Source organism: Lutibacter sp., from assembly GCF_046055765.1.
Taxonomy (GTDB): Bacteria; Bacteroidota; Bacteroidia; order Flavobacteriales; family Flavobacteriaceae; genus Lutibacter.
Map to the genome: position 1 here is coordinate 110,525 of NZ_JASFZF010000024.1, position 13,463 is coordinate 123,987.

12 protein-coding genes and 1 pseudogene are annotated in these 13,463 nt (G+C 27.5%); 7 read left to right on the plus strand and 6 right to left on the minus strand.

All coding sequences use genetic code 11. The features are described from left to right. The first annotated feature begins 1 nt into the window (after position 1). Positions 2 to 1,159: a C1 family peptidase gene (locus QM495_RS02875; protein ID WP_408670601.1), complete on the plus strand. Its 1,158-nt coding sequence runs from the start codon at positions 2 to 4 to the stop codon at positions 1,157 to 1,159. 64 nt (positions 1,160 to 1,223) lie between these two features. Here the strand turns inward: QM495_RS02875 and QM495_RS02880 are convergent, their stop codons facing one another. Next, positions 1,224 to 1,646 (minus strand): DNA-binding protein, encoded by a 423-nt coding sequence (locus QM495_RS02880; RefSeq protein WP_408670602.1) that lies wholly within the window; start codon positions 1,644 to 1,646, stop codon positions 1,224 to 1,226. Between the two features lie 4 nt (positions 1,647 to 1,650). Next, positions 1,651 to 3,318 (minus strand): 2-succinyl-5-enolpyruvyl-6-hydroxy-3-cyclohexene-1-carboxylic-acid synthase, encoded by a 1,668-nt coding sequence (menD, locus tag QM495_RS02885; RefSeq protein WP_408670603.1) that lies wholly within the window; start codon positions 3,316 to 3,318, stop codon positions 1,651 to 1,653. A 480-nt stretch (positions 3,319 to 3,798) separates the two neighbouring features. On the opposite strand from menD, the gene QM495_RS02890 reads away from it, so the two are divergent. Continuing rightward, complete coding sequence (locus QM495_RS02890) at positions 3,799 to 4,602, plus strand: helix-turn-helix domain-containing protein (RefSeq protein ID WP_408670604.1); 804 nt, start codon at positions 3,799 to 3,801, stop codon at positions 4,600 to 4,602. Positions 4,603 to 4,812: 210 nt separating this feature from the next. Here QM495_RS02890 and QM495_RS02895 read toward each other — a convergent pair whose 3' ends face one another. Genes QM495_RS02895 through QM495_RS02905 form a run of 3 tightly spaced genes read right to left on the minus strand, consistent with a single transcriptional unit; the run spans position 4,813 to position 7,178 of the window. Then, complete coding sequence (locus tag QM495_RS02895; protein WP_408670605.1) at positions 4,813 to 5,898, minus strand: chorismate-binding protein; 1,086 nt, start codon at positions 5,896 to 5,898, stop codon at positions 4,813 to 4,815. 6 nt (positions 5,899 to 5,904) lie between these two features. After that, the gene (locus QM495_RS02900; RefSeq protein WP_408670606.1) at positions 5,905 to 6,756 is read right to left on the minus strand and encodes an alpha/beta fold hydrolase; all 852 of its coding nucleotides are present in this window, start codon (positions 6,754 to 6,756) and stop codon (positions 5,905 to 5,907) included. A 5-nt stretch (positions 6,757 to 6,761) separates the two neighbouring features. Next, complete coding sequence (locus QM495_RS02905) at positions 6,762 to 7,178, minus strand: PaaI family thioesterase (protein ID WP_408670607.1); 417 nt, start codon at positions 7,176 to 7,178, stop codon at positions 6,762 to 6,764. Between the two features lie 79 nt (positions 7,179 to 7,257). Between QM495_RS02905 and QM495_RS02910 the strand changes: the two genes are divergently transcribed. Beyond that, the gene (locus tag QM495_RS02910) at positions 7,258 to 7,758 is read left to right on the plus strand and encodes an IS1096 element passenger TnpR family protein (RefSeq protein WP_408670608.1); all 501 of its coding nucleotides are present in this window, start codon (positions 7,258 to 7,260) and stop codon (positions 7,756 to 7,758) included. 1 nt (position 7,759) lies between these two features. Here the strand turns inward: QM495_RS02910 and QM495_RS02915 are convergent, their stop codons facing one another. After that, positions 7,760 to 8,824 (minus strand): hypothetical protein, encoded by a 1,065-nt coding sequence (locus QM495_RS02915; protein ID WP_408670609.1) that lies wholly within the window; start codon positions 8,822 to 8,824, stop codon positions 7,760 to 7,762. 91 nt (positions 8,825 to 8,915) lie between these two features. Between QM495_RS02915 and QM495_RS02920 the strand changes: the two genes are divergently transcribed. From QM495_RS02920 to QM495_RS02935, 4 genes and pseudogenes are all read left to right on the plus strand, one after another. Beyond that, positions 8,916 to 9,818: an ABC transporter ATP-binding protein gene (locus tag QM495_RS02920; protein ID WP_408670610.1), complete on the plus strand. Its 903-nt coding sequence runs from the start codon at positions 8,916 to 8,918 to the stop codon at positions 9,816 to 9,818. 3 nt (positions 9,819 to 9,821) lie between these two features. After that, complete coding sequence (locus QM495_RS02925; protein ID WP_408670611.1) at positions 9,822 to 10,649, plus strand: ABC transporter permease; 828 nt, start codon at positions 9,822 to 9,824, stop codon at positions 10,647 to 10,649. Between the two features lie 61 nt (positions 10,650 to 10,710). Then, positions 10,711 to 12,498, plus strand: coding sequence for a hypothetical protein (locus QM495_RS02930; protein ID WP_408670612.1), 1,788 nt, complete (start codon positions 10,711 to 10,713; stop codon positions 12,496 to 12,498). Between the two features lie 56 nt (positions 12,499 to 12,554). After that, a pseudogene (locus tag QM495_RS02935) lies at positions 12,555 to 13,463 on the plus strand (CUB protein); the annotation flags it as partial.

Here is a 13,463-nt window from a genome sequence, read left to right on the forward strand (position 1 = left end):
AATGAAAAAAACACTACTTACAATTGTATTATTAACATTTACAACCCTATTTTACGCTCAAAAAGACAGTTTTGTAAAAGTTAAAATCCCAAATGATCAAACATATAGTTTTACACCAATAATTGATATTGAAGCATCAGCTGTTAAAAGTCAAGGGAATACTGGTACTTGCTGGAGTTTTTCAACAACTTCATTTATCGAATCTGAAATATTTAAAACTACCGGTAAACTTATTGATATTTCTGAAATGTACAACGTTAGAAATACCTATAATGACAAAGCTTGGGATTATGTTATGAGACAAGGAAGAACTCAGTTTGGAGAAGGTGGATTGGCGCATGATGTAATTAATTCAATTCAAAAAAAGGGCCTAGTTCCTCAAAGTGCTTATACCGGATTAATTGGAGATGCAACCCAATACAATCATTCAAAAATAGTTCCTAAGCTTCAAAAAATATTAGATGCTTATATTAAAAATGATAAAAATTCTGCTCATCCAAATTGGAAAGTTCAAGTTGATTCTATTTTAGATGCTGAGTTAGGTAAAATGCCAACTAATTTTATGTATGATGGTGCTTATTACACACCCAAAACATTTGCGAAAAAAATGAAATTTGATTCAAAAAATTATGTAACACTAACTTCCTTTACACATCAACCATACAATTCTAAATTTATTTTAAATATTCCTGATAATTTTTCAAATGGTTATTTTTATAATCTAAAACTTGAAGAATTAGTTATAGCAGTTGACAATGCGCTAAAAAAAGGCTATACAATTGCATTAGATTGTGATGTTTCTGAAAAAACTTTTTCACAAAAATTTGGTGTAGCAGTTATCCCAAAAAACTTTGAAAATAATGAAAAATCTTTAACTTATATTGTAACCGAAAAAGAAATTACACCAGAATTCAGACAACAAGAATTTGAAAATTATAATACTACAGATGACCATTTAATGCATATTGTTGGAATGGTAAAAGACCAAAAAGGCAATGAATATTACAAAGTGAAAAATTCTTGGGGAACAACAGGAAGTAGAATTGGAAACGGTGGTTATATTTATATGAGCAAAGCTTTTTTTAAATTAAAAACTATCTCAATCATGGTAAATAAAAAAGGTTTGAATAAACCTCTAAAAGCTACACTTAGTATTTAATTTTAACTTTTAAATATATTTTCAAAAAGAGTGATTTTGTATAAAATCACTCTTTTTTTTAATCTCATTCAGGTTTAAATAAGCTTATTCCTTCATCTGAAATAGTAATTAATTTTTGCCTAAACAAACCACCAATAGCACTTTTAAAGGATTTTTTACTCATTCCTAACTGATATTTAATTTCATCAGGAGCACTTTTATCTTGCAATCCTAAAAAACCATTATTTGCATTTAATGCTTTTAGAATAATAATTTCATTTTTAACAATAGTATGCTTAAAACCTACTGCTTGTAGGCTAATATCAAATTTTTCATCTTCACGAATTTTCTTAATATAGCCAACTAATTTTTGACCTTCTTCAATTTTTTGATACAATTCATTTTTATAAAGTAACCCTTCAAACTCTTCGTTTACTAATACTGTAAAACCCATCCCTGAATTTCTTACAACTATTAAATCTACTTTATCTCCTACTTTTAAATCCATTTAGTTACTCTTTTAAATTGTTAAAATATGCTTTTAATATTTTGTCGTTTTCTTCTCTCGGTGTAAAAATTTCCAATAATCTTGGATGTTCAGACTTTTCAAAGAATTTGGAAAGTTTCAAATTCAAATCTACCTCATTATCTGCTGTTAAATATTCAAAATTATACATTTTACATAAATGCTCTGAAGTTAAATTATGTGGAGTTTCAAAATAATCCAAAGCATTTGAATCCTTTGGGCCAGGAATAAATCTAAAGATACCTCCTCCGCTATTATTTAAAAGTATAATCCTAAAATTAGTTGGGATATAGTTATTCCATAAAGCATTACTATCATAAAAAAAACTAATATCTCCAGTAATAAACACCGTATTGTTTTGTGCTGCAAAAGAGGCTCCAATTGCAGTGCTTGTACTCCCATCAATACCACTTGTACCTCTGTTACAAAACACTTGTAATGTCTTGTTAATATCAAACAATTGAGAATAACGAATAACAGAGCTATTGCTTAATTGTAATAGTGAATTATCTGGTATTGAAGGCAATAACTTACTAAATACTTTTAAATCTGAAAATTTACAAGTGTTCATAAATTCTTGATGTTTCTTTAATCTAATTGCCTTTTTTTGAAGCCAAAATTGTTGATAATTACTATCGGTATTTTTAGTTAAAAAGAAAAACTGACTAAAAAATAATTGCGGAGATATTTTAAAATGATGCTCTAAACATTGAAAAGTATCAAATGCTCTTTTAGCATCTGCATGCCAATGGTGTTTAGGCTGGTACTTTCTTAAATGTTGTTTTATTTTTTTTGAAACTATTAATCCTCCTAAACTTATTAAAATATCTGGTTGAAATTTTTCCAACTCAAAATCTTCTAAAGGAAAAATTAATTTATCTATACTATTAATAAATTTAGGATGCGATACATTAGCTGTATTTTCAATTAATACTAAAACAGATGGATCTTTTACTAAATGTTCTAATTGTATTTGTAATAATTCATTTGGAAAATGCTCACCTACTAACACCATCTTTTTTGTTGAAGTATTCCAAATATCAGCAAACTTTTGAAGTTCATCAACTTCTAAAGGAGTTTCATCTATCAAACTTTCTTTCACTTCCTTAATTTCTTCAATCTTTTCGAAATCTATTTCTTCAGTTTCATATAAAGGTTCATCAAATGGAACATTAATATGAACTGGCCCTTTTTTATTTATTGCAGTTTCAATAGCCTGCTTTAGTTGTAAATTGCTATTACTAACTTTTAAATTTGCATTAAATAAGCTATGATTTGCAAACACATTTTCCTGCCTAATTGTTTGTCCATCACCAACATCAATTAAATACTTAGGTCTATCGGCTGAAATTACAATTAATGGAATATTGCTATAAAAGGCTTCTGCAATTGCCGGATAGTAATTTAATAATGCCGACCCTGATGAGCACACTAATGCAACTGGTTTCCTTGTTTGTTGGGCTATCCCTAATGCAAAAAAAGCAGCGCAACGTTCATCTACTATAGATAGAGTTTCAATTTCTTTCGCTTCATTAAAACCAATAATTAAAGGTGCATTTCGAGAACCTGGAGAAATTACAACTGTATTAATAGTATAATGTATGCAATTATTTACAACTTGTTTAGCTAAACTATTTTTAGGGAATTTTGGCATTAATTACTTTAGTTAAAGCGGCAAAGTTACGGAAACTTCCCTTAGTAATTATCTATTACAAATAAGTTTTGTTATTGATAAATATCATACAATACTAGACTTTTAAAACTTAAATTTATCAATTATACCTCTCAATTTTAAATTAATAAAAGTGTTTTGATTAAACTAACTGCCTTATTATTAATCTTATTAGTAACTTTATTCAGTTCAATATTTTTATTTGCGTTATCAAATAAAGCTTACAAAAATCGTTATTTTTTAGGGTTTGTTTTTTTGAGTAGCTTTTTAATATTTACAGGTAATTTTTTTTCTTTTTTTGAATTTTGGAATTATTACAAGCATTATGATTTTATTTTTTTAGGCGCTCTTCTAGCTTTCTATCCTTTTTATTATTTGTACTTATATAGTGCCTTTAACATAAAAATTATTTCAACTAAATGGATTTATCATTTTATTCCCTCTATCATTATAATTATTGCTATGCTTTTAGCTTCAAGCCTTGCTAGTTTAGAGGATTATCAGGTATATATGAATCATATTTTACATACTACCAAACTCACAAATCAAACTACTAAAATCCTAACTTATTTATATGATGGAAGTAGATATTTTCATTTAATTCAAATTTTAGCGTACAATATTTTATCTATTCATTTTTTATTGAAAACTAAAAAAAGTATGTCTAATTCATTTTCTAATTTAGATAAATTTCAACTTCGTTATTTTTATATTGTAACCATTTCATTTATTTTATTAATGTCAATTCCTGGTTTTTATATTACTTATATTGGTAGAACTCCTTTTGTTGGAAATGAATTTTCTTTATTATATTTTAGTATAATTTTCACCATTTTATACTTAATCTTAGCAATTGTAGGATTAAAACAAATTCCTGTAGAAAAAAATATAAGTCACCAATTTAAAAACACTAACTCTCCTGAAATTCATCTTGATGAATTAAAAGAAATAGAAATAAGTTTATTAAAATATTTTAAAAAAGAAAAACCTTGGTTAAATCCACATTTAAACATTTGGAATGTTGCAAAAAGTATTGGAACCAATAGGTCTTATGTTTCTAAAATTATCAATGAAAATTTAAACTGCAACTTTAATCAGTTTGTAAATGACTATCGCATAAGTGAAGCAAAAAGATTATTAAAACAACAACCACAACTTTCTATTGCTGAAATAAGCGAACTATCTGGGTTTGGGTCTGTTAATTCGTTTATACGAATTTTTAAAATGAATAACAAATGTACTCCAACTCAATTCAAAAAAAAATAGTCATAAAATTTACGATTTAAACACTGATTTTTACGATATAAAAACTATCCTTTAACTTTACTTTCTATTTTTATTGTTGAAAACAACGAAATGCTAAGTTCTTTGTTTATAGTTGGAAATATTGCTTGAAAACTGTATTATTCACTAATTGTATGTTGCCCACAGATATACAATAATTTATAATAAATTGTCAAATGAAGAGCTTAGAACTTAGTGTTTCTCGTTTTTTAAAACACTTTTCATAACTTCAGCTTTTGAAACTGTTTCTTGCCATTCTTTTTCTGCATTACTATCTTTAGTAATACCGCCTCCCACATAAATTATAGCTGTTGAATTTTTAATTTCCATACAACGTAAATTAACAAATAAATTTGTAGTATTATCTTTATTTATTTCACCTAAATAACCTGAATAATAAGCTCTATTATACCCCTCATTCTTTAAAATAAATTCCGTTGCAATATTTTTTGGCAATCCACAAACTGCTGGTGTAGGATGTAATGAATCTATTAAATTCCCCAATTGATTATCAGATATTAAAGTTCCAGAAATATCTGTTCTAATATGTAATAAATTACCAGCCTTTATTGTATATGGCTCAGTAATTTTTATATTATTTATGTTTTTAACTATCCTTTCTAAGATAAAATCTGTAACAAACTGTTGCTCTTGTTGCTCTTTAGTTTTCCAATTAACATTCGTGGTGTTTTTATATGCTTGTGTTCCTGCCAAAGCCATTGTTTTAAACGTATTATCCGTAATATTAAGTAATCTTTCAGGAGTTGCTCCCATCCACAATCCAACAGATGGATGATACCATAAATACACAAATGCATTTTTATAATTATTCAATACTCTTTTATAAATATCTATAACATTTAAATCTATATTTTTAATTTTTTCATTTCTAGATAACACCACTTTTTTAACGTTGTTATTTTTAATAAAATTAATTCCTTTCTGAACTAATTTAATATGCTTTTCTTTTGAGTCATTTTTAAAACCAATGCTAAAATTTGAGCTTCTTTTTGATGCTGTAAATAATGTTTTTTTTGAAATTTTAGAAGATAATAAGGTACATTTATCAACAGAAAACACCACTGTTTTTTCATTTTTATTGAACGGTGCAAAAATAAAACCTTGTTCGCTAAAAGAATTTAAATAATGTATTTCTTTTGTCTTTTGAACATAAGTTGTAACCAAATTTTCATTTGGTTTTCTAAAAACAACAAATGGAAGATTTAAATCGTACACTTGTTTAATTTCATTAAAAAATGATGTGATATCTTGTTGCAATTATTTTTAATTTAATTGTTGAAGTAATATACTTTTAATATCGTTAAAATGCGACCAAACCAACCCATGACCAGCATTATTCAAAGTTACCAAATCAAATTGTTCTGGTAAAAATTTTCTTTCTAAATATAGTGAATTTTCATACGGAACAATCCAATCATCGTTTCCATGAATGCTTATAACTTTTGAAGGATTCATTGCCCAACTATTTTCAAATTTTAATATATCCAATTTATGTGATAACTTTTCTTTGGAAGCTGATTTCCAAATCTTAGGTAACATCCATCTTGTTGCTTTCCATTTGTACAAATTTAAAAACCAAGGCATTGGTTCAACTTTAGAGTAAACTGCAGGTGCTAACAATACTATTTTTTTGTAATCCTTTTTTGAAGCTAAAGCAATTGAACCTCCGTACGAATAGCCAACTAATATCGTATTTTGTTTATTTAAATTTGCAATTAAATCTTCAAGCATTTCAGTTTCAAAAGCAATAGATTCTTGCACATTTCCTGCATTTTTTTCACCATAACCAATTCTATCATAAGCAATTAAATTAGCCTTTTTATTTATTTCTTCATCCAATAAATAGTACTTAAAATCTAGTGCTGACCCTATTGAGCCATGAATAAAAACTAGTGTTGGTAAAGTGGTATCTATTTCCTTTTGAGTTGTAACAACTCTGTATTCAAAATTCTGAAACTTCTTTTTACTAATAAAAACAATATGATTTCTTTTGGTAAATTCTTTTTGAATATCAGCATCAGATTTAGGTGTTGAAAATCTATAAAACAATACAATTAATATCGTTAATAGTAGTAGAAAAATAATTCCAATAATTTTAATGATTTTTCCAAACATAATTTTTACTTAGCCAAAATAAAATTAGTTAATTTACAAATAGAAATTACTCTACCTCTATTATCTTCAATTTTAATTTCAACTAAATGGATGGTTTTTCCTTTATGAATTATTCTAGAAGTAGCTGTAATTACGCCATTTTTAACACTTCGCAAATGATTTGCCGAAAATTCAATTCCTCTAACACTAAACTTATCCATATCAACTGCCAACATAGATGTTGGGCTACCAACACTCTCCGCTAAAGCCATTGTTGCACCTCCATTTAATATTCCATCTGGTTGATATACTTTAGAGTTTACTGGCATTGTGGCTACCAAAAAATCTTCGCCTAAATCAACATATTTAATATCTAAAGTTTCCATTAATGTATTTTCACACATTTTATTTAATGTTTGAAGTGTTGCTTCTTTATTATTCATATAAAAATTGTTAGACAGTAAAAATAAGAATTTAAAACTTTTAAATAGTACCTTTGAAAACTAATTGTATTTTATAAAAATGACTTACCGAATTCGAATTATTTTAGATGTTAAAGATGATGTTATTAGGGATTTAATTGTTGATTCATCTATCAATTTGGAAGAACTCCATTATACCATTGCAAAATCATTTGGTTTTAAAGGGCAAGAAATGGCTTCTTTTTATAAAACTGATGATAATTGGGAACAAGGAGATGAAATTCCACTATTTGATATGTCCGAAAATGGAGATTCACTAGCCATGAATAATTGTATAGTTTCTGAAATTTTTAAAAATGTAGGCGATAAATTAATTTACATTTATGACTTTATGTTAATGTGGTCTTTTTTTGTTGAATTAGCTGAAATTACCAATGCAAATGAAGATGGTTTACCAAAAATAGCCCTTTCATTTGGAAATACACCTGAAGAAGCTCCTGAGAAAGAATTTAAATCTGAGAAATTAACCAATGATTTTGATGCTTTCGATGATGAAAATGATTTAGAAAATATAGACGACCTCGATTTTGATAATTATTAAATTATTTGTGAATTATGTAAGCATTCACGTTTTCATAATTTCTTGTTACAAAAGCAAACGCTACTTTTAAAATTTCTCCCATTGATTTACACTTCTTAAATTTTTTATCCTTTGTATATTCAAATAAATCTAATTTAAGTTCATTAATTTTTTCAGTTGTTGAAATTTTGTCATTAATCATACAAGAAATTAAGGCATTAACTCTCACTTGATAGCCTCTAAGTCTACGTGCAATGGCAGAACGCTCTTCACGTTTATATTGCTCTATAGATTCTTCTTGCAAGTTCTCGGTTACCATTTTTACAAATGGATAATTTTCTTTAAAAAACTGTGGGAAATAAACTTTTAAATTACCTTCAAAACTTTGTTGATCAAAATCCATAGCTCTGATACGATATTCTACTTGATCAAAATCATAAGAAGCTACAATTACATAATTATAAGAACGCATATCTCCTAACAATCGAATCATACAACGTTCATTAAATTTTACAAACTCTTTAGATAATCTTTTTTTTCCTCTAATTGAAACTGCGTCCATATTTTCAGTCAAAAATTGATCACCAGGGACTCCTAACACATGTTCTTCAATTAATGTTTCTTTATAAATTAAGAAATTAATATTATTTGGAGATAAAATATGTTCTAATTCAAGACCGTAAACTCTAGAGGCATCCGCTTTTTTCACATAAATATAAGTGTGATTATCATTTAAAATATTTCTAATTTTAACTCTAAACGGTTTCGAATTCCCAAAAGTACAGTAGTCAATACCATCAATTGTTAAAAAAGGAAGTGAATCTTCAGTTCCATCACCGTGTAAAATCAAGTACATTCTCTTCAAACTTAAATCAATCTCATCCCGTTCATGTTCAGCATAATACACTCTAATCCATAAAGTATCATCACCATTTTTATCATATACTTCTACTCCACCATCAAAACGTAATAAATCTTCATAAAAAACAGGAATTTTAATATTTCTATTATAATCTGTTAAATAATTATAGAGTTGTTCATTAATTGGATACGCTGGTTTTTTCTTAGAAATTAATTTTTCATCCATATTTAAAATCACATATTTACATCAAATTTAGTATATTGCTGTAACAATTTTCAATAAATATCGTCTTAATTTTATACTAAACAAAAAAATATTGGAAACAATCATATCTCTACGCAACCTCAATAAAAAATATGGAAATATTCATGCTGTAAATAATTTATCTTTTGATATTAAGAAAGGAAATGTTTACGGAATTTTAGGTCCAAACGGAAGTGGAAAATCAACTACACTAGGTATTATTTTAAATGTTGTTAACAAAACTTCGGGAAGTTTTAGTTGGTTTAATGGTGCTTTATCTACTCATGAGGCTTTAAAAAAAGTAGGTGCAATTATTGAGCGACCAAATTTTTATCCTTACATGACGGCTATTCAAAACCTAAAATTAGTATGTAAAATAAAAGAAATTCCTTTCTCTAAAATTGAAGAAAAACTAAAAATTGTTAATTTATATGAACGAAGAAATAGTAAGTTTAAAACTTTTTCTTTAGGAATGAAACAGCGTTTAGCAATTGCATCTGCATTATTAAACGATCCTGAAATATTAATTTTAGATGAGCCTACTAATGGGCTAGATCCCCAAGGTATTCATGAAATTAGAAAAATAATTAAAGATATTGCAAGTAAAGGAACTACTATTTTACTAGCTTCACATTTATTAGATGAAGTTGAAAAAGTATGCTCTCATGTTGTTATAATTAGAGAAGGTGTAAAATTATATTCAGGAAGCGTTGATGAAATGACAGCTTCACACGGTTTATTTGAACTTAAAGTTGAAGCTAACTCTAAAAAATTAATTGAATTACTTTCTAATTTTGAAGGAATTATCTCAACAAAAGTTGATGATGAAGATAAAATTATTGCAACATTAGGAAAACCTATTTCAGCTTCAGAAATTAATAATTATCTATTCAAAAACAATATTATTCTTTCTCATTTGGTGAAACGCAAACCAAGTTTAGAGCAACAATTCTTAACATTAACTAACAAAAAGTAAGCAATGCTACGACTATTAAATATAGAAATCCATAAATTAAAACATAGTAGAGCTAGTAGAGTTTTAATCTTAATTTACTTCATTTTATTAACTTCAATAGCATTAATTGCAGCTATAAAATTTGACATTGGCCCTATAAAATTTCATTTAGCCGAACAAGGTATTTTCAACTTTCCATACATCTGGCATTTTAATACATTTATGGCATCCATTTTTAAATTCTTTTTGTTGCTAGTTATTGTTTCTATGATGGCTAATGAATACAGTAACAAAACATTAAAGCAAAATTTAATTGATGGTTTAAGCAAAAAAGAATTTGTATTATCTAAATTTTACACTGTTATTTTACTAGCTTTTATATCTACAATTTTTGTTTTTTTAGTATCAATTGTACTTGGATATATTTATTCTGATTTTACTGAATTTTCAATTGTAACTACCGATTTAGAATACTTAATTGCATTTTTTGTAAAACTTGTTGGATTCTTTTCATTTGGGCTATTTTTAGGAATCTTAGTAAAAAGAAGTGCCTTTGCTGTTGGAGCGATGCTAATTTGGGCAATGTTTGAAGGTTTTATTAAAGGAATGTTATATTGGAAATTTGAAGATTTTGTAGATCAAATTATGCAGTTTTTACCTTTGGAAGCAATGGCTAACTTAATTAAAGAACCATTTACCAGATTAAGTGCTGTTAAAACAGTTGCCAAACAAGTTGGTGAAGACTTGTCTAAAGATTTTTCCGTACAACCACTTGATATATTAATTGTACTAATTTGGACAACTATTTTCATTTACCTATCGTATGCTTTATTAAAAAAGAGAGATTTATAAATAATTATTACATTTTAGTAGATATTATTACATTTGAAGAATATTAAAGATAATTTTCCAAATGAAAAAAATAGTATCATTTCTTTTTCTTATAGTAACGCTTCATACTTTTGCTCAAAAAGAAGCGAATATCTGGTATTTTGGTGAAAACGCTGGATTAGATTTTAATAGTGGAACTCCACAACCTTTAACTAATGGTCAATTAAATACCTTTGAAGGCTGTTCTTCATTTTCTGATAATAATGGAAACCTATTATTTTACTCAGATGGAACTACAGTATGGAATAGAAACCACACTATAATGTTAAATGGTACAGGGTTAAAGGGAGACCCTTCAAGTACACAATCTGCAATGATTGTACCTAAACCTGGAAGCACATTTGAATTTTATCTTTTTACAGTAGGTGCTAGAGTTAGTGGTGGAGAATTTGGTTTTAATTATTACACTATAGATATGAGCACTGAAGGTGGATTAGGTAGTGTTGTTGCAGGACCAATTGATTTATCTGAAGGTAGATTTTCTAATTGGACCGAAAAAGTCGCAGCAATCAAAGGTAAAGAATGTAACACTTTCTGGGTATTATCTTATGTGGAAAATGAATTTTATGCGTACAAGATATCTAGTGCAGGAGTTGCAGCCAATCCAGTTAAAAGTTCAGGGTATTATTTTACGAATGACAGACGAGGCTATTTAAAAATTTCTCCTAATGGAAAAAAGGTTGCAATTGCTCACATGGGTGATGCCAAATTTTATTTATACGATTTTAATACTGGAACTGGAAAAGTTACAAATGAAAGATTGCTACCCTTGGTAGCTCCTGCTGATAAGCCATACGGTGCAGAATTCTCAGCTAATAGTAAAAAACTCTATGTGAATGCCTCTAATGACTTTTTTAGTAATGTTTCTTCTGAATGGAATAATCCAAGTAATCACTTTTCCACATTATATCAATTTGATATTAGTTCAGAAAATATTAATGATATTAATAATTCAAGAATAATTATAGACTCTCAAAATTTATTTAGAGGTGGATTGCAATTAGGTCCTGATCAAAAAATATACAGAGCACTTTCAAAAACTTATAATATTGGTATGCCAACATTAGGTGTTATTGAAAACCCCGAAAATGACGGGCTAGCTTGTAATTATAACCACAAAGCAATTTCTTTAGGAGGAAATAACTCTACACAAGGTTTACCTCCTTTTATTGCTTCAATTTTTTCTCAAATTGAAATTAAAAATGTAGATATTAACGGATCTACAAGTATTTTAAATGACCAAACTAGTAATTTATGTGTTGGTGATAATTTTAATGTTATTCCTGAAACTTTAACTGGTTTAACAACATACACTTGGTATTTCAATGGTTCTTCAACACCTTATTCAACTATTGCAAACCTGACTTTTACAAATTTAGCAACTGTAAATAATGGTATTTATTCATTAGTGGTTACTCAAACTGATATTTGTGGAAATGTAAGTACGTTAGAAGGTGAATTTAGTCTTAAAGTTCATAGTGTTCCTATTGCAAATCAACCTTCATCTATAAGTGAATGTGATACTGATAATGATGGGTATTTAACATTCAATTTAAAAAATTTAAAAGATACCGAAGTTCTAAATGGGCAAAGTGCTACAGAATATGAAGTAAGCTATTTTAGAAATCAAACAGACGCAGATGCAAACATTAATGCAATTACAAGCCCTTATACTAATAGTTCAGCTTTAGTACGGATATTATTATTGCACGTATTCATAATATTCAAAACCCTATATGCTATGAAACTGAAAGTTTTACTATTCAAGTATTTGAAACCCCAAATCCACCTACAACAATTTCAAGTCTAGGAAAATGCGACAATACATCTATTGGAACTGATGTTGATGAATTAATCATTTTTGATTTGACAGAAAAAGAATTAGAAATTTTAAATGGGCAATCAGCAACTGATTTTACAATTCAATATTTTTCTGATGTAGCATTAACAAACGAAATTTCAAATCCTTCAACATTTCCAAATAGTACAACTATTCAAACTATTTACGTTAAAATTTTTAACAACTTAAATTCAAGTTGTGTAGCTTATACAAATTTTAATATTGAAGTCTATAAATTACCCGTAATTACAAATCTAGTATCATTAAAACAATGTGATGATGATACTGATGGTTATAGTGCTTTTAATTTAACTGAAGTTAATACTAAAATTTCTACTGATGCTGTAAATGAAACTTTCTCCTATTTTTATTCATATTTAGGTGCCAACAGTAATGATATAAATGATAAAATAGTAAATCCAATTACTTACATAAATCAAACTGTGAGCACAAATACTATTTGGGCACGAGTTGAAAACTTAAATGGATGTCAAAGAGTAAGTGAAGTAAATTTAATTGTGTCTACTACAGGAATTCCATCCTCTTTTCAAAAGGTTTATTATGAATGTGATGACTATTTAGACACTGTAAATAATGATAGAGATGGAATCTCTTCTTTTGATTTTAGTGAAGTTACTACTGAAATTGAAAACCTTTTCCCTATTGGTCAACAATTAATCATTAAATATTATAGAAATGAAGCTGATGCTTTAGCTGAAATAAACGCTATTATAAACCCTTCTAATTACAGAAATATTGGTTATCAAAATACACAAAATATTTATATAAGAGTGGATAGTGAATTAGATAATGATTGTTTAGGTTTTGGTGCACACATCACCCTTCATGTTGAACCTCTACCAATAGCAAATAGCGTTACCATAAGTAGACAATGTGATGATGATTTTGATGGCTTTTTTAATTTTGATGTTGCT

Excerpts from the sequence above, each read along its gene's own strand:
- QM495_RS02875 (WP_408670601.1), top strand. The coding sequence starts at position 2 with ATGAAAAAAACACTACTTACAATTGTATTATTAACATTTACAACCCTA.
- QM495_RS02880 (WP_408670602.1), bottom strand. The coding sequence starts at position 1,646 with ATGGATTTAAAAGTAGGAGATAAAGTAGATTTAATAGTTGTAAGAAAT.
- menD (WP_408670603.1), bottom strand. The coding sequence starts at position 3,318 with ATGCCAAAATTCCCTAAAAATAGTTTAGCTAAACAAGTTGTAAATAAT.
- QM495_RS02890 (WP_408670604.1), top strand. The coding sequence starts at position 3,799 with ATGCTTTTAGCTTCAAGCCTTGCTAGTTTAGAGGATTATCAGGTATAT.
- QM495_RS02900 (WP_408670606.1), bottom strand. The coding sequence starts at position 6,756 with ATGTTTGGAAAAATCATTAAAATTATTGGAATTATTTTTCTACTACTA.
- QM495_RS02905 (WP_408670607.1), bottom strand. The coding sequence starts at position 7,178 with ATGAATAATAAAGAAGCAACACTTCAAACATTAAATAAAATGTGTGAA.
- QM495_RS02910 (WP_408670608.1), top strand. The coding sequence starts at position 7,258 with ATGACTTACCGAATTCGAATTATTTTAGATGTTAAAGATGATGTTATT.
- QM495_RS02915 (WP_408670609.1), bottom strand. The coding sequence starts at position 8,824 with ATGGATGAAAAATTAATTTCTAAGAAAAAACCAGCGTATCCAATTAAT.
- QM495_RS02925 (WP_408670611.1), top strand. The coding sequence starts at position 9,822 with ATGCTACGACTATTAAATATAGAAATCCATAAATTAAAACATAGTAGA.
- QM495_RS02930 (WP_408670612.1), top strand. The coding sequence starts at position 10,711 with ATGAAAAAAATAGTATCATTTCTTTTTCTTATAGTAACGCTTCATACT.